Origin of the sequence: Psychrobacillus sp. FSL K6-1267 (assembly GCF_038003265.1) — a bacterium.
In the GTDB taxonomy this organism is placed as follows: domain Bacteria; phylum Bacillota; class Bacilli; order Bacillales_A; family Planococcaceae; genus Psychrobacillus; species Psychrobacillus faecigallinarum.
This window is the reverse complement of record NZ_JBBOOR010000001.1, coordinates 172,189-191,451: the sequence shown is the minus strand read 5'-3', so window position 1 is coordinate 191,451 and position 19,263 is coordinate 172,189. Positions and strand designations below refer to the sequence as shown.

The 19,263-nt window shown below is 38.7% G+C and carries 19 protein-coding genes and 1 riboswitch; of the genes, 11 read left to right on the top strand and 8 right to left on the bottom strand.

From position 1 onward, the window contains the following. Nucleotides 1–10: 10 nt before the first annotated feature. Both aceB and aceA read right to left on the bottom strand, forming a co-directional pair. Nucleotides 11–1,606 carry a malate synthase A gene (gene aceB / locus MHB55_RS00995; RefSeq protein WP_340862355.1) on the bottom strand — a complete coding sequence of 532 codons (1,596 nt, stop codon included), beginning with the start codon at nucleotides 1,604–1,606 and terminating at the stop codon, nucleotides 11–13. Nucleotides 1,607–1,633: 27 nt separating this feature from the next. After that, nucleotides 1,634–2,917: an isocitrate lyase gene (gene aceA / locus MHB55_RS00990; protein WP_340862354.1), complete on the bottom strand. Its 1,284-nt coding sequence runs from the start codon at nucleotides 2,915–2,917 to the stop codon at nucleotides 1,634–1,636. A gap of 199 nt (nucleotides 2,918–3,116) precedes the next feature. Here aceA and MHB55_RS00985 point away from each other — a divergent pair, with 199 nt between their 5' ends. From MHB55_RS00985 to MHB55_RS00975, 3 genes are all read left to right on the top strand, one after another. Continuing rightward, complete coding sequence (locus tag MHB55_RS00985) at nucleotides 3,117–3,773, top strand: LytTR family DNA-binding domain-containing protein (RefSeq protein ID WP_154311905.1); 657 nt, start codon at nucleotides 3,117–3,119, stop codon at nucleotides 3,771–3,773. Nucleotides 3,774–3,995: 222 nt separating this feature from the next. Next, nucleotides 3,996–4,373, top strand: coding sequence for a YybH family protein (locus MHB55_RS00980; protein ID WP_144538351.1), 378 nt, complete (start codon nucleotides 3,996–3,998; stop codon nucleotides 4,371–4,373). Then, the gene (locus tag MHB55_RS00975; RefSeq protein WP_340862353.1) at nucleotides 4,366–4,536 is read left to right on the top strand and encodes a hypothetical protein; all 171 of its coding nucleotides are present in this window, start codon (nucleotides 4,366–4,368) and stop codon (nucleotides 4,534–4,536) included. The genes MHB55_RS00980 and MHB55_RS00975 overlap by 8 nt, the downstream gene beginning before the upstream one ends. A gap of 218 nt (nucleotides 4,537–4,754) precedes the next feature. On the opposite strand, the gene MHB55_RS00970 is transcribed toward MHB55_RS00975, so the two are convergent. Both MHB55_RS00970 and MHB55_RS00965 read right to left on the bottom strand, forming a co-directional pair. Then, the gene (locus tag MHB55_RS00970; RefSeq protein ID WP_340844014.1) at nucleotides 4,755–5,354 is read right to left on the bottom strand and encodes a CPBP family intramembrane glutamic endopeptidase; all 600 of its coding nucleotides are present in this window, start codon (nucleotides 5,352–5,354) and stop codon (nucleotides 4,755–4,757) included. 1 nt (nucleotide 5,355) lies between these two features. Beyond that, the gene (locus MHB55_RS00965; RefSeq protein ID WP_154311910.1) at nucleotides 5,356–6,240 is read right to left on the bottom strand and encodes a DMT family transporter; all 885 of its coding nucleotides are present in this window, start codon (nucleotides 6,238–6,240) and stop codon (nucleotides 5,356–5,358) included. Nucleotides 6,241–6,334: 94 nt separating this feature from the next. On the opposite strand from MHB55_RS00965, the gene MHB55_RS00960 reads away from it, so the two are divergent. Then, nucleotides 6,335–6,565: an excisionase family DNA-binding protein gene (locus MHB55_RS00960; protein WP_144538346.1), complete on the top strand. Its 231-nt coding sequence runs from the start codon at nucleotides 6,335–6,337 to the stop codon at nucleotides 6,563–6,565. Nucleotides 6,566–6,625: 60 nt separating this feature from the next. Here the strand turns inward: MHB55_RS00960 and MHB55_RS00955 are convergent, their stop codons facing one another. Both MHB55_RS00955 and MHB55_RS00950 read right to left on the bottom strand, forming a co-directional pair. Further along, the gene (locus tag MHB55_RS00955; protein WP_144538345.1) at nucleotides 6,626–7,612 is read right to left on the bottom strand and encodes a homoserine dehydrogenase; all 987 of its coding nucleotides are present in this window, start codon (nucleotides 7,610–7,612) and stop codon (nucleotides 6,626–6,628) included. A gap of 123 nt (nucleotides 7,613–7,735) precedes the next feature. After that, nucleotides 7,736–9,028 carry an O-acetylhomoserine aminocarboxypropyltransferase/cysteine synthase family protein gene (locus MHB55_RS00950; RefSeq protein ID WP_151111699.1) on the bottom strand — a complete coding sequence of 431 codons (1,293 nt, stop codon included), beginning with the start codon at nucleotides 9,026–9,028 and terminating at the stop codon, nucleotides 7,736–7,738. 120 nt (nucleotides 9,029–9,148) lie between these two features. Further along, a riboswitch (SAM riboswitch) is annotated at nucleotides 9,149–9,264 on the bottom strand. A gap of 145 nt (nucleotides 9,265–9,409) precedes the next feature. Here MHB55_RS00950 and MHB55_RS00945 point away from each other — a divergent pair. Together MHB55_RS00945 and MHB55_RS00940 are read left to right on the top strand one after the other, a co-directional pair. Further along, on the top strand, nucleotides 9,410–10,051 hold the full coding sequence (locus MHB55_RS00945) for a glycerol-3-phosphate acyltransferase (protein ID WP_151111701.1): 642 nt from the start codon (nucleotides 9,410–9,412) through the stop codon (nucleotides 10,049–10,051). Nucleotides 10,052–10,064: 13 nt separating this feature from the next. Beyond that, nucleotides 10,065–10,652: a YdcF family protein gene (locus MHB55_RS00940; RefSeq protein WP_151111703.1), complete on the top strand. Its 588-nt coding sequence runs from the start codon at nucleotides 10,065–10,067 to the stop codon at nucleotides 10,650–10,652. 157 nt (nucleotides 10,653–10,809) lie between these two features. On the opposite strand, the gene MHB55_RS00935 is transcribed toward MHB55_RS00940, so the two are convergent. After that, nucleotides 10,810–11,559 (bottom strand): DUF2087 domain-containing protein, encoded by a 750-nt coding sequence (locus MHB55_RS00935; RefSeq protein ID WP_191697297.1) that lies wholly within the window; start codon nucleotides 11,557–11,559, stop codon nucleotides 10,810–10,812. A 154-nt stretch (nucleotides 11,560–11,713) separates the two neighbouring features. On the opposite strand from MHB55_RS00935, the gene MHB55_RS00930 reads away from it, so the two are divergent. From MHB55_RS00930 to MHB55_RS00910, 5 genes are all read left to right on the top strand, one after another. Further along, nucleotides 11,714–13,411: a M3 family oligoendopeptidase gene (locus tag MHB55_RS00930; protein ID WP_340844012.1), complete on the top strand. Its 1,698-nt coding sequence runs from the start codon at nucleotides 11,714–11,716 to the stop codon at nucleotides 13,409–13,411. A gap of 27 nt (nucleotides 13,412–13,438) precedes the next feature. Beyond that, nucleotides 13,439–13,849, top strand: a complete 411-nt coding sequence (locus MHB55_RS00925; protein ID WP_340844011.1) for an RDD family protein — start codon at nucleotides 13,439–13,441, stop codon at nucleotides 13,847–13,849. 223 nt (nucleotides 13,850–14,072) lie between these two features. Next, nucleotides 14,073–14,726, top strand: coding sequence for a lysoplasmalogenase (locus tag MHB55_RS00920; protein ID WP_154311914.1), 654 nt, complete (start codon nucleotides 14,073–14,075; stop codon nucleotides 14,724–14,726). A gap of 33 nt (nucleotides 14,727–14,759) precedes the next feature. After that, nucleotides 14,760–15,986 (top strand): peptidase T, encoded by a 1,227-nt coding sequence (gene pepT / locus MHB55_RS00915; protein WP_144538337.1) that lies wholly within the window; start codon nucleotides 14,760–14,762, stop codon nucleotides 15,984–15,986. Nucleotides 15,987–15,998: 12 nt separating this feature from the next. Beyond that, nucleotides 15,999–16,964, top strand: coding sequence for a DMT family transporter (locus tag MHB55_RS00910; RefSeq protein ID WP_154311915.1), 966 nt, complete (start codon nucleotides 15,999–16,001; stop codon nucleotides 16,962–16,964). Between the two features lie 64 nt (nucleotides 16,965–17,028). Here MHB55_RS00910 and MHB55_RS00905 read toward each other — a convergent pair whose 3' ends face one another. Further along, complete coding sequence (locus MHB55_RS00905) at nucleotides 17,029–19,185, bottom strand: YhgE/Pip family protein (protein ID WP_154311916.1); 2,157 nt, start codon at nucleotides 19,183–19,185, stop codon at nucleotides 17,029–17,031. Nucleotides 19,186–19,263 lie beyond the last annotated feature (78 nt).

Here is a 19,263-nt window from a genome sequence, read left to right as displayed (position 1 = left end):
CAATCACCTCCTATAGTTTTGCATAGCCTGGAATTGTTAGAAATTCAATGAAGTTATCCTCTTTTACAAGAGTCAAAAATAGCTCTGCTGCCTCCATATATCTACCGGACAAATAGATATCATTGCCGAAATCTGCTTTTAGCTTTCCTAGCTCCTCTGTTAGAACTTGCTCGACAAGCGGCATTGTAATTTCCCTTCCATCCTCTAGCTTTCCTTCTGGATGTCTAACCCATTGCCAAACCTGCGTACGAGAAATTTCTGCCGTCGCTGCATCCTCCATTAAGTTGTTAATAGGTGCAGCTCCATTTCCTTGAAGCCAAGAGGCGATATACTGAACCCCAACACTACAGTTTAATCGAAGTCCTTCTTCCGTAATTGTTCCAGTTGGCACTTCAAGTAAATCCTCCGCAGTTACCTGCACATCCTCTCGTTTACGATGGATTTGGTTTGGGGTTGGCATATGCTCATCGAATTGCTCCCATGCTACTGGTACTAGCCCTGGATGGGCCACCCAAGTTCCATCATGACCATCAGAGGCTTCTCTTCTTTTATCTTCACGTACTTTGGCAAAGGCTGCCTCGTTTGCCTCTTCGTCATTCTTAATGGGGATTTGGGCTGCCATGCCACCGATTGCGGAAGCATTTCTCTTGTGACAGGTTTGAATACAAAGCTGCGTATATGCTCTCATAAACGGAGAAGTCATTGTCACCTGGCCTCGGTCTGGTAAGATTACCCCTGGCTGATTGCGGAGGCGCTTGATGTAGCTGAAAATATAATCCCAGCGTCCACAATTTAATCCTGCAGAATGTTCTTTTAGCTCGTATAAAATCTCATCCATTTCAAATGACGCCATAATTGTTTCTATTAATACAGTTGCTTTTATAGTCCCCAGTGGAATACCTAGCTTCTCCTGAGCGAAAACAAAGATATCGTTCCACAGTCTAGCCTCTAGATGACTTTCTAGCTTTGGCAGATAAAAGTACGGTCCTGTTCCCCGCTCGATTGCCTCTTTTGCGTTATGGAAAAAATATAAACCGAAGTCAAAGAAGCTGCCGGAAATCGGTTTTCCATCTATATGAATATTTTTCTCCATGAGATGTAGACCTCTTGGACGCACGAGCAACACTGCTGTTTCATCCTTTAAATGATAGCTTTTACCCGTTTCAGGTTGAATATAAGAAATCGTCTTTTTAACTGCATCCCTCATATTGATTTGACCCTCAATCATATTCTCCCACGTAGGAGATGTTGCATCCTCGAAGCAGGCCATGAATGCTTTGGCTCCAGAGTTTAAGGCATTGATGACCATTTTCCGATTGACCGGCCCTGTAATCTCTACCCTTCTATCCTGTAGATCCTGAGGGATTGGGGCAATTGTCCAATCCCCTTCTCGGATATGCTTCGTCTCTGCTAGAAAATCTAACTTTTCACCATTATCTAGCCTTTCTTGGCGTTTTCTCCGAGCAATCAGTAATCCCTTTCTTCGATCATCAAATGTTTGATGAAGTGAAGCGATGAAATCCAAAGCCTCTGGCGTTAATATTTCGTACATTCCTTCAACTTCATTCCCTACTACTTCAATATTTTTTGCAGTTGTTTGTTCCATTCCTTTACCCTCCCATTTCTTCAATGATCAAGCAAATTGTGCTGTTTCTGTGGATCCCTTCATTGCAGTTGTAGAGGAAGTTCCACCAGATACAATTTGAGATACCTCATCAAAGTAGCCAGTACCAACCTCACGCTGATGTTTGGTAGCTGTATACCCCTTTGACTCATTGGCAAACTCTGCTTGCTGCAATTTAGAATAAGCTGCCATGCCTTTAGTTTTATATTCATGCGCAAGCTCAAACATGCTGTGATTCAGTGAATGGAAACCTGCAAGTGTAACGAATTGGAACTTGTAACCCATCTTGCCTAGTTCTACTTGATACTCAGCTATCGTTTCTTCATCCAGATTAGCCTTCCAGTTAAAGGATGGAGAGCAGTTGTATGCAAGCATTTTATCTGGATATTTAGCATGGATGGCATCAGCAAATTGTTTTGCTTCCTCTAGGCTTGGATGGGACGTTTCACACCAAACTAGATCTGCGTATGGTGCATATGCTAAACCACGTGCAATTGCTTGGTCGATACCTGCCTTTGTTCGGTAAAAGCCTTCTGGCGTTCTTTCCCCAGTAATAAATTCATGGTCACTTGGATCGATATCACTTGTAACCATATCTGCAGCGTCTGCATCTGTACGTGCGATTAAAACGGTTGGTACCCCTGACACGTCTGCTGCTAGACGAGCTGCTACTAAATTGCGGATAGCATTTTGCGTAGGAAGTAGAACTTTCCCTCCCAAATGACCACATTTCTTCTCGGAGGCTAATTGGTCCTCTAAGTGAACGCCTGCTGCCCCAGCTTCAATCATTCCTTTAATTAATTCAAATACATTTAGTGGTCCACCAAAACCAGCCTCAGCGTCTGCAACGATCGGTGCAAACCAATCAAACTCATCCTCACGCCCCTCTGCTTGGTCAATTTGGTCTGCCCGTTGTAGAGCTTGGTTAATACGCTTAACTACTGCTGGCACGCTGTTTGCCGGGTAAAGGCTTTGATCTGGGTACATTTGACCTGAAAGGTTAGCATCTGCTGCCACCTGCCAGCCGCTCAAGTAAATTGCTTGAAGACCTGCTTTTACCTGCTGTACTGCTTGGTTTCCTGTTAGGGCTCCTAAGGCATTTATGAAATCTTCTGTATGAAGAGATTTCCAAAGGCGTTCTGCTCCCTTGCGCGCCAATGTATGCTCGATTTGTAGCGATCCTCGAAGTTTAATAACCTCTTCTGGAGTATAAGGGCGCTCTATTCCCTTCCAACGGCTATCCTCTTCCCATTGCTTTCTAAGCTCTTCTACTTGTTGTTGTCTATTTATCATAATTCAACACACCTCTCCTTAATTTTTCGATAATTGAAAATATGTCTTTTTTACTGTATCATAACAGCTGTGTTTCTTGTAATCTAATATATAACAGAAGGAATTATTCTGTATCGGTTTTTGGATAGGTTGCTTTTTTAAAGGGATGAATTAGAAATAGGATGGATGAATGCAAATAATTGACCTTGGAGGTGTATAAATGGAAATAACAAAAAACCAATTAAAGAGATATAGTAGCCTGCTAGAGGAGTGGATTCCTAAGGAGGCTTCCATAGCAATTGCCGTTAAAGACCAGTACATCTATTACTACGCAGGAGAGCATGATCTCCAGTTAAAAGAAGGACAGAAGGTACAGCCAGGAAGTATTGCAGATGTAGTTTTGAAGAGTGGATGCAGAGCGGAAGCTGTGTTAGACGATAATTTGTTTCATATACCTTATTACGGGGTGGGATACCCAATAGAGATTAATGGCGAAGATGCAGTATTAGTTGTAATACTCCCTCCACAACATAGCGTGAAGAAGTTTCAACCCTTTCGATTTCTTACAGGAAAAAAGGAAGATGAATGGAAGCCAGTGCCCATTGAAAAAATAGAATACATGGAAAGTTTGCAAAAGAAGACCTGGTTTTACGCAGAGGGAGAGACGTATAAAACAACTATTCCTTTAAAGGATCTTCAAAAGCGGCTACCCGATAATTTTATACGTATACATCGCTCTTATATCGTCAACATCTCCTTTATTGATCGAATCATTCGAGACTTTTCATCAAATTTATTAGTTGTATTAACGAACGGTACGGAATTACCCGTTAGCCAATCTTATATGGCGGAGGTTAGGAGCGTTTTGGGATTTTAAAGCTGAACGGTCATAAATACTTGTATCCGGTCATAAAAAAATCTATACGGTCATATTTTCCTTATGAACGGTCATAAAATTTTTTATGCGGTCATAAATCTCGCTAAATGGACATAAACAAAAGGAGCTGCCAATTGGAAGCTCCTTTTTAGTTTCAAACCTCGGTTGTTTTCACGAAAAGTTTTCTATATTATAAAAATAATACATATTTGGAGGATAATCATGGAAATATTGAACACTTATATAGCAGCAACTAATACCCACAACTTTGAAGAAGTACAAAAAGTATTGCACAAAGATGCCGTTTATTTTTTTTCTGATCAAACCTGTACCACTCATCAAGCAATTCAGACTTATTTTGAAAATGCTTGGACCATTGTAAAAGACGAAAACTATGAAGCTCGCAATGTATACTGGCTTCATCAAGGTGAAACTTCAGCCACTTGTATTTATACTTACTTTTATGAAGGGTACATCAATGGAGAGTATTCAAGTGGAGAAGGTAGAGCTACGAATGTGTTCGTGAAGGAAGAAGGAAGGTGGTTACTCATTCATGAGCATTTAAGCAATAAAATAGTAAAGGAGGAGAAGTATGATTAATACAATTATTGCAATTATCCCTCTTATTCTTTTCTTTGCATTCTGGATTTTTATTATCTGGTTTGTCATTACATTGGTTCATTCAAGCAAAGAGCGCAATGAACTATTAAAAGATATTTCTAGAAAGCTAGATAATCTTCAGAACACAAACAAATTAGATTAAAAGAGAGGGATAACGATCCCTCTCTCAATGCTTTGGTAAAGCCAATGTTTCTTCTATATGACTCTCCGAACTTTCCATGGCATCTGTATCATATACATGCAAATGGTAGCTTTCCTCTCCTGATTAGGACTTCTTTTTATATTATTCAACAAGTCGCACTCATTCACCTTTCCCTGAAAACAAAAAACACAGCCCCTTTTAAAAGGCTGCGGTTCCAATTAAGATTTTAGTTTTATCACATTAAATTTAAATAATATCGTAATACCAACATTGTTTACAAAATGAATAAATAAAGGGACCAATAAATTGTCTGTATAAAAATAACTCCAGCCTAACACTAAGCTTGGAACTGTGATATTTAGCAGCATCCACGGCTTCCTATAGTACTGTATGTGAAATGCAACAAACAAAAAAGCAGTTAAAATAATTGCAAGCCATTGATGTTCCAAGGTTAAAAACAAGACATTTTGGATAATTCCTCGAAAAAGTAGTTCCTCAAAAAGTGCAGCTACAAACATAAACGAGACAATAACAAAAATCGAGTTGTTTTGATATCCCTTATTCGTATCATTTATATGTTCTGCTGAAGTTAAATAGGTAAGTAAAATTCCATATAGGGTTAAAACAATCGATGCGAAGATTATTAAGATAATCATTTTCGAAACTTCATTAAATGATAAGACGCTTGAAAGTGCCAAATAGTCTTCTATCACCATAAAAAGGAGGATTGCCAAGCAACATAGATTCAAGCCCATAAATGCTGGTATAGCACTCTTCAGATTCATGTGATTTACTTGTCTTTCGCTTACATTTTTCAACCTATACCTCCACCTGTTTCGATTCTTTGTTTGCTTTACTGCCTACAGTCAGAATGACAATACTTCCAAGCAGGAGGCCAATACCGACCCAAGAAGTAGCACTCAATATCTCACCTACGACAACCACACCAAGAAGGGCTGCTGTAGTTGGCTCTGCTAGAGACAAGGTCAGTGCAGAGGAGGCTGGGATTTTGCGAAGACCCCAACCATACAAAACGTAGGCCACGCTTGTTGTAGCTAATCCTAAATAGAAGATGATTCCCACGTTCCCTGCATCAGCTAGCCAACTTATGTCATACACAAAGAGAAATGGTGTTAACAGAAACGCACTAAGCGAGAATGTCATCGCTACCACGGGTATCGCTTCTTCCTTTTGCAAAAGAGATTTGCTTGTTAATGTATAAAAGGCAAAAATAAGTCCGGCGATCAGTGAATACGAAATGCCGACGGGATCTATAGTGACTTCACCCTTCGTTAAAAATAAAAACAGACAGCCTACTATTGCTAGTCCAGTAGAGAGACCCCATACTCTTGTCGGTCTCATTTTAAAGAAGATCCACTCAACCATTCCGGAGAATACCGGTGCACTTCCTATAGCCACCACACTAGCAATCGCCACTCCTGTTAAACGAACCGATGAGAAAAATAATAATTGAAACAGGGATATGCAAATAGCAGCGTATAATGTTTCTTTCCATGGCCAAGAGCGAAACTTAAATTTTTTTAGTAAAATCATAACGATCAGTAAAGGAATTCCTCCCGTTGCTGAACGCCCTGCGCTAATAATAAATGGGTGTGCATTATCTGGTAAAAATGTTTGGGCAGTGCCTGTCGTTCCCCAAAGCATGGCACCGAGTAATACGAATATGTATGGTATAACAGTCACTCATTTCATCCTTTCTGCTATCACTAAAATATAAGTAGGAGCGTTGAGTTACTTCTTTTTCTCTATTATACTAATATGTAGGAGGGATTTGTACATGTACATGACAGTAGAAGAAACGGCTGATTTCTTGTCTATGCCACTTGATCAGGTCAAAAGGTATATAGCCGAAAAAAAGATACGTGCTGTCTTTGACGGAGAGCAGTATGTCGTCAATAGTGCACAGTTCGAAACCCATTTAGAGCAAGTGGAAGAATTGAAACGCCAAATCGACGAGTGGCGAAACACTCCTATTCCAGAAGACATAGACGTTAAAGACGAAGACTAACAGTTTTAAGCATACATCAAACAAAAAGGACGTTTCCTTGGGAAATGTCCTTTTGTTTTTTTATATAGTAATGAAAAAACCTGCGCGTTTTCCAATGATCTCTGCATAATCCTCTACCATTACACTAGCAGTAGGATACATACCAGCTCCAGGTCCTACCAATGTTAGTGTTCCAATATAGTTCGTATCTAAGGATACAGCATTATTTACACCTTCAATAGCATATAACGGATGATCTGGTCCCACTAATTGAGGTCCTACTGAAGCATAAAGCTCTCCGTTTTCATCCTGTTCGATTTCTGCCACATGGCGGTAACGGAGCCCGGTATCCTTCGCTTTACGCACATCCTCTAATGTAATTTCATCGATACCTACTACACGTACCTCGTTCCAATCAGGCTGTTTTCCAAACGCTAATGCACTTAAAATCATTAATTTGCGAAATGCATCCTGACCAGAGATATCATTGTAAGGATCTGCCTCCGCATACCCTAATAACTGTGCTTCTTTTAACGCATCTTCAAATGGAGATTCTTCTAAACGCATTTGTGTCAAAATATAATTGGACGTTCCGTTTAAAATGCCTTGAATCTTTTTCACTGAGTTTACTTGAAGTAGATTTTTTAATGTCTTAATAATTGGGACTCCACCTGCAGTGGTCGCCTCATACCCTACAAAAACTCCTCGTGACTTTGCACGTTCCTGCAATGGGATACTATATTTTGAGAACATGACCTTATTTGCTGTAATGACGTGACAGCCCTTGTCTATCGCTCTACATAAATAGCTATAAGCCGGCTCTTCGTTAACTATTGCTTCAAAAACTACTTGAAGCCCAGGAATATTTTCAATATCCTCAAAGTCATCTGTCACTAATACGCCTGGGGTCTCGGGTCTTTCTTTAGCTAAATTATTAATGAGAATCGCACAAATTTCGATGTCCAATCCTAATGACTTTTTTAAGTCTTCTCGTTTTTCATTCACAATGTGATAAATCCCTTGGCCGACTGTTCCAAATCCTAAGATTGCTGCTTTTATTTTTGCCATGCTGTCTCCTCCAAATGAATCTGTACAATTGAATTTAAATAATCGTACTTGAATAAAATTTCAATTAACTAATTGACTATTTTACATATTGTAGACTATTTCCACTCAATTAACAACAAAATTCTATCTAGAGAGGACATTTGTTTTCTCTAAAAGTACTTTTCCGAGTGCTTCTTGTAAATCTTCTACTGCCTCCAAGCCTACAGACAAGCGAATTAGATCCTCTGTAACCCCTGTTTTTACTAAATCCTCCGGTGTAAGTTGTTGGTGAGTAGTGGAAGCTGGATGAATAATTAGAGATTTTGCGTCTCCCACATTTGCTACATGTGACCAAATCTCTATATTATCGATAATATGTCTACCTGCTTCTCTACCTCCCTTTGCTCCAAATGTCAAAATAGAACCGTATCCATTCTTTAAATACTTTTTAGCAAGTTCATGTGTAGGATGGCTTTCAAGCCCTAAATAGTTAACCCATGAAACTTCCTCATTGTCATTTAAGTACTCCGCAATTTTCTGGGCATTTTCGTTATGTCTTGGCACTCGTAAGTGAAGTGTTTCTAATCCTTGAAGAAAGGAGAAAGCTGCTTCTGGGCTTAGAGAAGGACCAAAATCACGTAGCAACTGGACTCTTAGCTTTATAGCAAATGCCACGCCTGGAACATCGATTCCGTAGCGCAAACCATGATAGGTTACGTCTGGCTCTGTAAAGCCCGGGAATTTTTCAGAATTCCAGTTGAAGTTACCTCCATCAACTACTACTCCACCAATTGTTGTACCGTGACCTCCAATCCATTTTGTCGCCGAATGGATAACTATATGAGCGCCATGCTCAATTGGATTTGAACCAAACGGAGTAGCGAAAGTATTATCTACTAGTAATGGAACCCCCACTTCGTTCGCAATGGTAGCTACCTGCTCCACATCCAGTACATTTAAGCTTGGATTTCCAATAATTTCAGCAAAAAAACCTTTTGTCTTCTCAGTAACTGCTGATCTGAAATTCTCAGGATCCGTTGAATCTATAAACTTTACAGTAATTCCATAGCGAGGAAGTGTATGAGCAAAAAGATTAAAGGTCCCTCCATATAAGTTTTCAGCTGCGATAATTTCATCTCCAGCGCCTGCAATATTTAAAATAGAAAATGCAATGGCTGCCATCCCTGATGAAAGGGCCACTGCGGCAGTACCTCCTTCAAGTAATGCAATTCTTTGCTCAAAAACATCAACTGTTGGGTTTGTTATTCGGGAATAGATGTTACCAGTCTCTTTTAATGCAAATAGATTTTGAGCATGCTCAGTGTTTTGAAATACATATGAGGTTGTTTTGTGAATCGGTACCGCTCTTGATCCTGTGACTGGATCCGGTTGTTGTCCACCATGCAATAGAAGTGTTTCTTTTTGAAGATTTGTCATTTTGAATTCCTCCGTTATTAGTAGATTAGATGGATGCTTGGAGGCGGGAGAGGATTATAGAACTGCCAATGTAAAAACCCCTCTTCACTTAAGAAGAGGGGTCAAATTGACATGTTCCTCCTCTTATCTTCCAAATTCATAAAAGAATTTGTAGGATTTAGCACCTTTCCAAGTAAAAGAACTTGGTGGTTGCCGGGCATCGTAGGGCCTATTCCCTCCGCCACTCTTGATAAGAGTATTAGATTAGTGTTCCATCTTGTTACACAGTATAAATCCTCCGTTATTTATAAGTCAAGTTATTTTATATAAAATTCTGAAACTTCATCATTTTATAATCGTTTAATATAATAGATAGAATATTATTTTTGGGGGTGTCATAGAATGATTATTTGGAGTGTTAGCATTCTTTTAATAGGCTACTTAGTTGGTTCGATTCATGGATCAAAATTAGCCCAATGGATGAGTGGTGTTAATATAAAAAAAGAAGGCTTAAATAATTCAGGAGCTTCCAACGCCACCATAGTGCTTGGATGGAAGTATGGCGTTTTAGTAGGAGCCATAGATATTTTAAAAGGCGCAATTATGATTATTGGGGCAAGATTAATTGCTCCGCAGCTGACCTCACTTAGTACCTCTGAGCATGATTTTTTGCTTTATATAGCTGGTGCTGCTGTAATCTTAGGGCATAACTTTCCTATTTACACAAAATTTAAAGGCGGTAAAGGCACAGCTTCCATCATTGGAGTACTGCTAGCGTTACATTGGCCGATTGGATTAGCAGGACTATTATTGTTAATCTGCATCACACTTTTGACTGATTATTTATTGATAGGTGTATTCTTTTTCTACCTTATCTTTATAGGAGCCTCTATATGGACCGCAGATGGAATAGGTCCAATCATAGTTGCAGGATTTCTATTTCTAATGGCGTCGTTCTTACATATAGAGAATGTTCAGCGGTTAATTCGAAAAGAAGAAGTAAAGATTTCCTCTGTTATGAAGAAAAAAAAGCCATCACTGTAAAAGGAGTGGTTAAATGAGCAAAAAAAAGAGGTGGATTGTGCTAGTTCCTTTAATAATAATGGCAACTAGTGGAGTCGGTATGTGGATGCTTACAAGCAAATGGCTAGAGGATGGATTAAAACCTAAGGCAAACGGTTCCAATGAATACGCAATTGTGTTAGGGGCCAAGGTTAAACAAGGCCAGATTCCTTCTCTTGCACTACGATATCGTCTAGAGGCTGCACTAGAATATGCAAACACATATCATAATGTAAAGCTCGTTGTGACTGGAGGACAAGGACCGGACGAGGATATAGAGGAAGCAGTGGTTATGAAGGAATATCTCATGGAGAATGGAATCCCCGAGAGTCGAATAATCGTAGAAGATCAATCCACTTCTACGTATGAAAACCTTCTGTTCTCCCAACAGCTTCTACCCGATAGCGTTACCTCTGTCACAATTATTACGAGTGATTTTCATCTACAACGGGCAAAGATTATTGCAGAAGGAATAGGATGGAATGCAGATGTGGTTGCTGCTAAGACACCACAAATTTCAGAGTCAAAATTGCGATTACGTGAAAGGGCTGCCTTGCTCAAAACCTTTGTATCTGGAAAATAATAAAAGGGAGAGATGCAAAAATTATAATCTCTCCCTAGCTAAAAGAACGGATTGACTTCTTTATCCGAGCTCCCTTTGTTACATCGATTCTCCTCTGTATCTTTCTATCCACTATAAGCTCTTGCAGAGTTTACTTGAGGCTCTTTTTAATTCATCGTTAATCCTTCACCCAATAAGTGCTGCCATCATCTTTTCTATCTAAAAACCCATACTCGATTAAATAACGTCTTAACGTCACATAATCCTCATAGACATTTTTTAAGATCGTATTTATTTCTTTTTCAGTGTAATTTTTCTCTTGTTCAAAACGTTGAATAATAACTCTAAGTGTTGAAAGCTTTTGTTTTTCCTTTTTCGGAAATTTTAGCATTGGTCCGTTAATCCCCTCGGGAAAAAATTTGCTTTCGAGTTCAGCTTGTTCTTCTTCCGTGATATTGTAGCGATCATCCACCATGGTTGCATTCTTGTGAACAGGCAGGAATGCAGGGGCATGATTATCTCTTTCCTTCAACAGTTCCATCATTGTTAAAAATATTTTCGCCTGTCTTTCCTTTTCCTTTAGAACAAACCGATGATTTCGAATAGTTGAGGCACTCCCTATTCCTAGCTCCTTTTGGATCTCTAAATCACTCTTCCCCTCAAAAAATAGACGAATCAGACTGTTTTGATGTTCGGTCAAGCCCGTTAGCTTTTTGTTTAAACCACTTAAATACTCAAAAATTGACACATGTTTGTTGCCGATATGACGAATCATAAACTTCTCAGCTTCATATAACACATTATTCTCCGGGTAGATGACACCCTTTTCTATCTGTTCCCCACATAGCAAACACTGAAAAACGTTTGTTTCTTCCACGTATCCCTTTTTCATCTCTTCAATGGTAACTTCCCAAAATTTTTCTATCATGACTAATACAAACAACTCCTTAATATGTTTATTTATTTACAAACATATTATATTATTATCTATAATAAAACAAGTTAAATTATAAGTTGCAATTTATCTGAAAATAATAAACAATTAGAAGGAATAGATTAATATATATATAGGGGGAAATACGTTGGTTACATTTAAGGAATACAAATATAAGAGACCAGATTTACAAGAAATGAAGATGGCTTTTCATGAACTATTGGCTAAAATGAAGGAAGCAACATCTGTTGAAGAGCAGAACTCGGTGATTGAAGAAATAAATGCAATTCGCAACAATTTTTCTACTCAGGCTAACCTTGTTTATATTCGAGCTTCTATTGACACAAACGATGAATTTTATCAAAAAGAACGAGATTTCTTTGATGAAATTAGCCCTGAGGTAGATGAGCTTGTAACGGAATACTATAAAGTTCTAGTAAATTCCCCATATAGAAACGTATTGGAACAGAAATGGGGTAGCCAACTATTTGATCTTGCGGACTTTCAAATCAAGGGGTTCTCTTCAGAGGTAATAAGTTTAATGCAAAAGGAGAATAAACTAACTTCTGACTACTCTAAGCTTGTTGCATCGGCCGAAGTCGAGTTTGAAGGGGAAAAATATACACTCGCACAACTCGGAAAATTTACGGAGTCTACTGATCGTGAAGTAAGAAAAAAGGCTAGAGAAGCTTCAGCTGGATTCTTTCAAGAAAACGAAGAAAAATTTGATAGTATTTATGATCAACTTGTTAAAATTCGTCATGAAATCGCAACTACACTAGGCTATAAAAACTTTGTTGAGCTTGGCTATGTTCGTATGAATCGAATCGACTATAACGCGGAAATGGTTAAAAAATTCCGTGACCAAGTACGTGATCACATTGTTCCTCTTGCAAATAAGCTATATGAAAGACAGGCTAACCGCATTGGAGTAGATAAACTTAAATTTTACGATGAACCACTTAACTTCTTAACAGGGAATGCTACTCCACAAGGCTCTCCACAATGGATTATTGATAATGGGAAGAAAATGTATGAAGAGCTATCTCCAGAGACAGCTGAGTTCTTTCAATTTATGATCGATCGTGACTTGATGGATTTAGAAGCTAAAAAAGGGAAAGAAGCTGGCGGCTATTGTACGTTTGTAGATGACTATGAGTCTCCATATATCTTCTCTAACTTCAATGGAACCTCAGGAGATATTGATGTTCTTACTCACGAAGCAGGTCATGCATTCCAGGTATATACTAGTCGCAACATTGGCATTCCGGAATATATTTGGCCAACCTTCGAATCCTGTGAAATTCACTCGATGAGTATGGAGTTTTTTACTTGGCCTTGGATGGAACTTTTCTTCAAAGACCAAACCGAAAAATATAAATTTGCTCATTTAAGCAGTGGGCTTCTCTTCTTGCCTTATGGAGTAGCTGTAGACGAGTTCCAGCACGCTATATATGAAAATCCAGAAATGACTCCTGCAGAAAGAAAGGCCACGTGGAGAAAAATTGAACAAATTTACGTACCTCACCGTGATTATGATGGCAACAGTTATTACGAAGCTGGTGGCTTCTGGCACCGTCAGGGACATATATACGCAAGTCCTTTCTATTACATTGATTACACATTGGCGCAGATTTGTGCATTCCAATTTTGGAAACGTTCCAGAGAGGATCGTGAAGCCGCGTGGAGAGATTATTTACACCTTTGTAAATTAGGAGGCTCTATGTCCTTCACCAAGCTTGTAGAGGAAGCTCATCTCATTTCTCCTTTTGAAGAAGGTTGCGTGGAATCAGTTATTGGTACGATTGAAGATTACTTAAATAGCGTAAACGATGCTGCTCTTTAATATTAGAAAGTAAGGGGTTTATACTTTATGAGCAATCCTGCTGGTTTTTGGATACGCTTTTGGGCAAGTCTGTTAGATGCAATTATTATTGGAATACCGTTATCACTAATTAGCTTCATATTTTTAGGAGAAGGTGATACTTGGCTTACCACAATTGGTCAGACATTCTATTCCTTTGCAGTACCTATTTTTTGGGTGGGATATACGGTAGGTAAAAGAATCACAGGTATTCGAATCGTCCAGATAGACGGATCTAATGTAGATATTTGGACGATGGTAAAGAGAGATTTAATCGCAGGGCTTCTTTATGGGTTGACTTTAGGTATTGGTGTCATTGTAAGTGCCTTCATGGTAGGTTTACGTGAAGATAAGCGAGCTCTTCATGATTTTATAGGGGGAACTTATGTAACACATAATCCTCCTTATTATGAAGATTAAACGCCTATATCTGCCCCGGCAAGCAAATTTAGAAAAGCGAAGAGGCAGTTCCCGAGCGGTGAGCGGTCTCAGCTTTTTGAGATTTGATCTCTAGTGTCCGAAGTATAGGACTGGGACAGCATGTCTCAGTCCTTTTAGTGTGGTTATATAGAATTTATTAGACTAGGACCTCATACAATATCAGGAAAATATTTGTAAATAACAAATTTAAAGGGGTGCAGTTATGTGGAGTAAAATCTTATCCATTGCTATTGCGTTAATGGGAATCATCTATATATTCTTGATTCCTCATGATCCAGTTGGATTAAAAATCACGTTCAAATTAATTCCTATGCTGCTTATTATTTTATTTGCGTTCCATCAAGCGCCTGGTTTGCCAAAGATTTATAAAACACTCATTATTTTAGGACTTTTTGTATGTATGCTTGCAGATGGATTAATTTATTGGTTTATAGTTGGTCTCATCACATTTTTGATTGGACATATTATTTACATTTTTGCCTTTAGAAAAATTAAGAAACATTCAATTCCTAAATGGGCAGCCGCATTATTATTAATATACGGTCTTATTATGACCATTTGGCTAGCAGGAACGTTATGGTCAGAAAAGGAAACCATTTTAGCTGTTGCTGTAGTTCTCTACATAGCAGTGATATTGACTATGGGATGGAATGCTTTCCAAACAGGGAATAAATTCGCCATTATTGGCGCTACTTTGTTTATATTCTCTGACTCTATTCTTGCAATTAACAAATTTATAATAGACGTTCCTTATGAGCATGCGCTAGTAATGCTTTCATATTACGGAGCACAATTTCTATTTGCATTCAGTATAATTTCCCATTATTCCGCTACACGGAATAATCTGTTAAAATAAACATATGCTTTGCATATTGGAGGAGATTTTAACATGAAAGAAATACTGATTGAACGCTTAACCAGATACGCAAAAATAGATACTCAATCCAACGCTTCGAGCACTTCTTGCCCTTCTACCGAAGGTCAATGGGACCTACTTCATTTATTGGAGAAGGAATTAGCAGAGCTTGGAATGGAAGAAATAACATTAGATGAGAATGGTTACTTATTTGCTTCTCTTCCGGCTAACACAGATAAAGAAGTGGCTACAATTGGCTTCTTAGCACATGTGGATACAGCAACAGACTACACAGGCAAAAACGTAAATCCTCAGCTAATCGAAAACTATGATGGACAGGATATTCAACTAAATGATCATACTGTAATGTCTGTTACAGACTTTCCAGAACTAAAACAGTATGTAGGTCAGACATTGATGACTACAGATGGAACAACTTTACTAGGTGCTGATAACAAAGCAGGAATCGCTATTATTATGACCGCTATGGAATACTTCCTGCAAAATCCGGAAGTTAGACATGGGAAAATCCGCGTAGCATTTACACCAGATGAGGAAATTGGTCGTGGGCCACATAAATTTGATGTAGAGAGATTCGAAGCAAAATATGCGTACACAATGGACGGAGGTCCACTTGGGGAACTGCAGTATGAAAGCTTCAATGCAGCTGGCGTTAAAGTGACCACTCATGGTAAGAGTGTGCACCCTGGCTCTGCTAAGGGAAAAATGGTGAATTCCATTACAATGGCTACTAAATTCCAGTCTCATATGCCTACAGATGCCGTGCCAGAAAAAACAGATGGAAATGAAGGATTTATTCATCTGATGAATTTTAATGGAGATGTAGAAAAATCTGAGTTAAGCTACATTATTCGTGATCATGATCGCGAAAAATTTGAAGCTAAAAAACAGCTTTTCCAAGATACTGCAGAAAAAATTATAGCCGAATATGGAGAGAAAGCAATTACTGTTGACGTAAAAGACCAATACTATAATATGGGCGAAAAAATTACCCCTGTTATGGAAATTGTGGATATAGCGAAGAATGTTATGGTTTCATTAGATATTGAACCATTAATCATTCCTATTCGCGGAGGAACAGATGGTTCTCAGCTTTCCTTCATGGGTATGCCAACTCCAAATATTTTTACAGGTGGAGAAAACTATCACGGAAAATACGAGTATATCTCTGTAGATGCAATGGAAAAGGCTACAGAAGTGATGAAGGGAATCATTCAATCTTTTGAAAAACAGGCCTAAGTAGGTGCTTCCATGCGTGAAATCTTATTAGGAATTCTAGCCTCACTATTTTTTGCTGTTACATTTATACTTAATCGTTCTATGGAAGTATCGGGGGGGAGCTGGCTTTGGAGCTCTTCTCTTCGTTACTTTTTTATGGTCCCATTTTTATTCTTCATTGTTTTCTTTAGAAATGGATTACCAACTATGGTTAAGGAGCTTAAAATTGCTCCATTCACTTGGTTAATCTGGAGTTTTGTAGGATTTGGTTTGTTCTACGCTCCTTTAACCTTTGCCGCTGCCTATGGTCCTGGCTGGCTGATTTCTGGAATGTGGCAATTTACCATAGTCTCAGGAGTATTATTAGCGCCCTTTTTCCTTGTAAGGGTTGGAGATCGACTCATAAGGCAGAGGATTCCACGGGTGTCCCTTCTTATATCTTTGATTATTTTGGTAGGTATTGTACTTATACAAGTACCTGATGTCCAAAACTTAAACGGGAGCATGTTGCTTTTAGGAGTTTTACCCGTTCTGATAGCCACTTTTGCTTATCCACTCGGAAATCGAAAGATGATGGAGCACTTAGAAGGCAGGCTTGATACATTTCAAAGAGTCCTTGGAATGACTATTGCTTCTATGCCATTATGGATTATACTTGCTCTCTATGCAGCCTTTACTGTAGGACTTCCTTCCAGCAGTCAAGTATTTCAGTCCTTTATCGTGGGAGTTAGCTCTGGAGTTATCGCTACCACCCTCTTTTTTATGGCAACCGATCGAGTACGAAACAACCAAGGAAAATTAGCGGCAGTGGAGGCTACACAATCTACAGAAATTATCTTTGTAATAATTGGAGAAATGATTTTATTAAGTATCCCTTTACCTCCTGCCTTAGCATTAGTAGGCTTAGGAGTCATTATCTTCGGTATGGTATTACACTGCTACTATACAACGGTTCAAAGTACTAAACTGATAACTTCTAATACTAGGCCAGATAACTAGAAAAAATAAGAGACACTCGTTAAGTCCTTTGACGAGTGTCTCTTTTTATATTTTGATTAACTTGTTACACTGTAGCTTCTGCCACTTGATTTTTTTCTGCGATGTAGCGAGCTACATGCTTGTAGCTAACAGCAAATACGATAAACGTGAGTACAAGGAATGCTACTAGGCAGATTAGAAGCACAAATGCATTTGCCATCATAAATCCAGGATCACCTAAAGAAATAACAGCTTTCAGACCTGCATTTGAGTATGTCAGCGGTAAAAACTTACTAAGTGCCTGTAAATTTTCCGGTAACATAGGTATCGGCAGATTGGATCCTGTTGTAGAAAGCTGAAGTACGATGAAAGCTAGAGCGATAAAGCGACCAATGTTTCCTCCTATTGCCACTAAGAAGAAAATAATAGACATAAACGCCAAGCTAACAAAGATTGTAAACAATATAAACAATCCAACGTTATTTACTTGAAGCTTTAAAATGAATAATGAAAATAAGGATACTATTAGACCTTGTGCTATAGCAAATAATGAAAGCTGCATTAGTTTACTTGCGTACCAACTAAACAGTGAACCAGGTAAAGTAACGGGACGTTTGAAGTCAACTATAAATGATAATATTAAAATGCCAACAAATAAAGCTAAAGAAATAATGTATGGGGCCGTAGAATCGCGATAATAGTTATAGCTATTCACCGTTTCACCTTTAAAGCTAACTGGATTAGAGAATTTAGTAATGTTGGCTTCACTCACTTGAATACCGCTAACCTGATCAGCTCCACCAGCTAAACCAGTTTGAAGCTCCTGGCTTCCAGATTGCAATTGATTAGCACCATCATTTAGTGATGTTACCCCTAAAGTCATCGTCTCCCAACCAACCGCAACAGTTTGGTTTCCATCACTAATTTGTGTAAGTCCTGCTTTTAAGTCGTTTACTGCATTTCCAATCTTCGTCCAAGAACTAGCTACAGTAGCATTTCCATTTGCTACCTGATTTGCTCCTGTTTTTAGTCGAGTAATTCCAGCATTAGCTGCTGTTTGCCCTTCCACTAATTGATTGATACCAGCATCCAGCTGCTTAGATCCAATGGTTAGCTGAGTCGCTCCTGCCACTAATGCATCTGCTCCCTGCTTTAACGGCTGAACCTGTTGATCAAATTGAGCAAGACCTTTTGTAATCGCATCACTCGTACCAACAAGAGTCATAAATTCAACATCTGTTGCAAGCTCAGGATGTTTTGCTAAATAACCTTTCAAACCTTCTGTTAACCCTTGAGAACCTCCTGAAAGCGTTTTCGTGGATTCCGTCACTTTAGCCATTCCGCCTGCTAACTGCTCCGCTCCTGGCTTTAACTGTTTCTCTAAGCCTGTCGATAATGTTGTACTCCCTGTACTAACGGACTTTAATCCATTTAGTACTTGGTCAGATCCTGCTTTAAGAGAGTCTATGCCTTGAACAACCTCTTTTGAACCTGCAGCCAACTTTTTAATATCTTTCTCTCCGCCTTTAATCGAACTAAGTAATTGGCTAGCGCCATCCTCGGCTGTCTTAGCTCCAGATGCTAGCTTTTGGATATCTCCAGACTTCTCATTTAGAGATTGTAATAATTGACTCGTACCTGCGGAAAGATTAGCAGTCCCCTCATATAGTTTGCTAGAACCATCTGCTCCCGAAGCGAATCCATTAGAAATATCACCAAATCTAGCAAATAATGTTTTGGTGTAAGTCTCAGTAATTTTGTTTCCTAGCTGTTCTCGAATTTTTTCTGTTGCACTTTTGGTTACCTGAGCAGCCATGAAATTTAAACCTTCATTTTGAGTATAAATTACTTCTGCCACCTCTGGATTAGCATCAAGTACAGTGGTTACTTTTCTAGAAAAATCCTCTGGAATTTCAATTGCCATATAATACTTCTGACTCTTCAGCCCCTTTTCAGCTTCTTCCTTCGATACAAAGTTCCAACCAAGTGAAGGATTTTTCTTCAAGTCTGCCACTAAATCATTCCCCACATTTATTGGAGCTCCCCCTGATTCAGCGCCGGCATCATTATTAACAAATGCCACTGGTAAATTGTCAAGATTGTCATACGGTCCCCAAGTAGCAGATAACAAAACAGCTACATAGACTACTGGAATTAACAAAACTCCAATTAGTGAAAATAACACCCCTTTTTTCTCTGTTAACTTGGATAACTCCTTGCCTAACATTTGGAACGCACCCATACATAACCCCCTATTTAAATTAAAAAATGTAGAAATAAAAAATGAATGACCATTCATTTTTATTTCTACATTAATTAT

Bases quoted from the DNA above. Each gene is read 5' to 3' on its own strand.
- MHB55_RS00985 (WP_154311905.1), top strand. From the start codon at position 3,117: ATGGAAATAACAAAAAACCAATTAAAGAGATATAGTAGCCTGCTAGAG.
- pepT (WP_144538337.1), top strand. From the start codon at position 14,760: ATGAAAGAAATACTGATTGAACGCTTAACCAGATACGCAAAAATAGAT.
- MHB55_RS00945 (WP_151111701.1), top strand. From the start codon at position 9,410: ATGATTATTTGGAGTGTTAGCATTCTTTTAATAGGCTACTTAGTTGGT.
- MHB55_RS00980 (WP_144538351.1), top strand. From the start codon at position 3,996: ATGGAAATATTGAACACTTATATAGCAGCAACTAATACCCACAACTTT.
- MHB55_RS00905 (WP_154311916.1), bottom strand. From the start codon at position 19,185: ATGGGTGCGTTCCAAATGTTAGGCAAGGAGTTATCCAAGTTAACAGAG.
- MHB55_RS00920 (WP_154311914.1), top strand. From the start codon at position 14,073: ATGTGGAGTAAAATCTTATCCATTGCTATTGCGTTAATGGGAATCATC.
- MHB55_RS00960 (WP_144538346.1), top strand. From the start codon at position 6,335: ATGTACATGACAGTAGAAGAAACGGCTGATTTCTTGTCTATGCCACTT.
- MHB55_RS00910 (WP_154311915.1), top strand. From the start codon at position 15,999: ATGCGTGAAATCTTATTAGGAATTCTAGCCTCACTATTTTTTGCTGTT.
- MHB55_RS00940 (WP_151111703.1), top strand. From the start codon at position 10,065: ATGAGCAAAAAAAAGAGGTGGATTGTGCTAGTTCCTTTAATAATAATG.
- MHB55_RS00935 (WP_191697297.1), bottom strand. From the start codon at position 11,559: ATGATAGAAAAATTTTGGGAAGTTACCATTGAAGAGATGAAAAAGGGA.
- MHB55_RS00950 (WP_151111699.1), bottom strand. From the start codon at position 9,028: ATGACAAATCTTCAAAAAGAAACACTTCTATTGCATGGTGGACAACAA.
- MHB55_RS00975 (WP_340862353.1), top strand. From the start codon at position 4,366: ATGATTAATACAATTATTGCAATTATCCCTCTTATTCTTTTCTTTGCA.
- aceA (WP_340862354.1), bottom strand. From the start codon at position 2,917: ATGATAAATAGACAACAACAAGTAGAAGAGCTTAGAAAGCAATGGGAA.
- MHB55_RS00955 (WP_144538345.1), bottom strand. From the start codon at position 7,612: ATGGCAAAAATAAAAGCAGCAATCTTAGGATTTGGAACAGTCGGCCAA.
- aceB (WP_340862355.1), bottom strand. From the start codon at position 1,606: ATGGAACAAACAACTGCAAAAAATATTGAAGTAGTAGGGAATGAAGTT.
- MHB55_RS00925 (WP_340844011.1), top strand. From the start codon at position 13,439: ATGAGCAATCCTGCTGGTTTTTGGATACGCTTTTGGGCAAGTCTGTTA.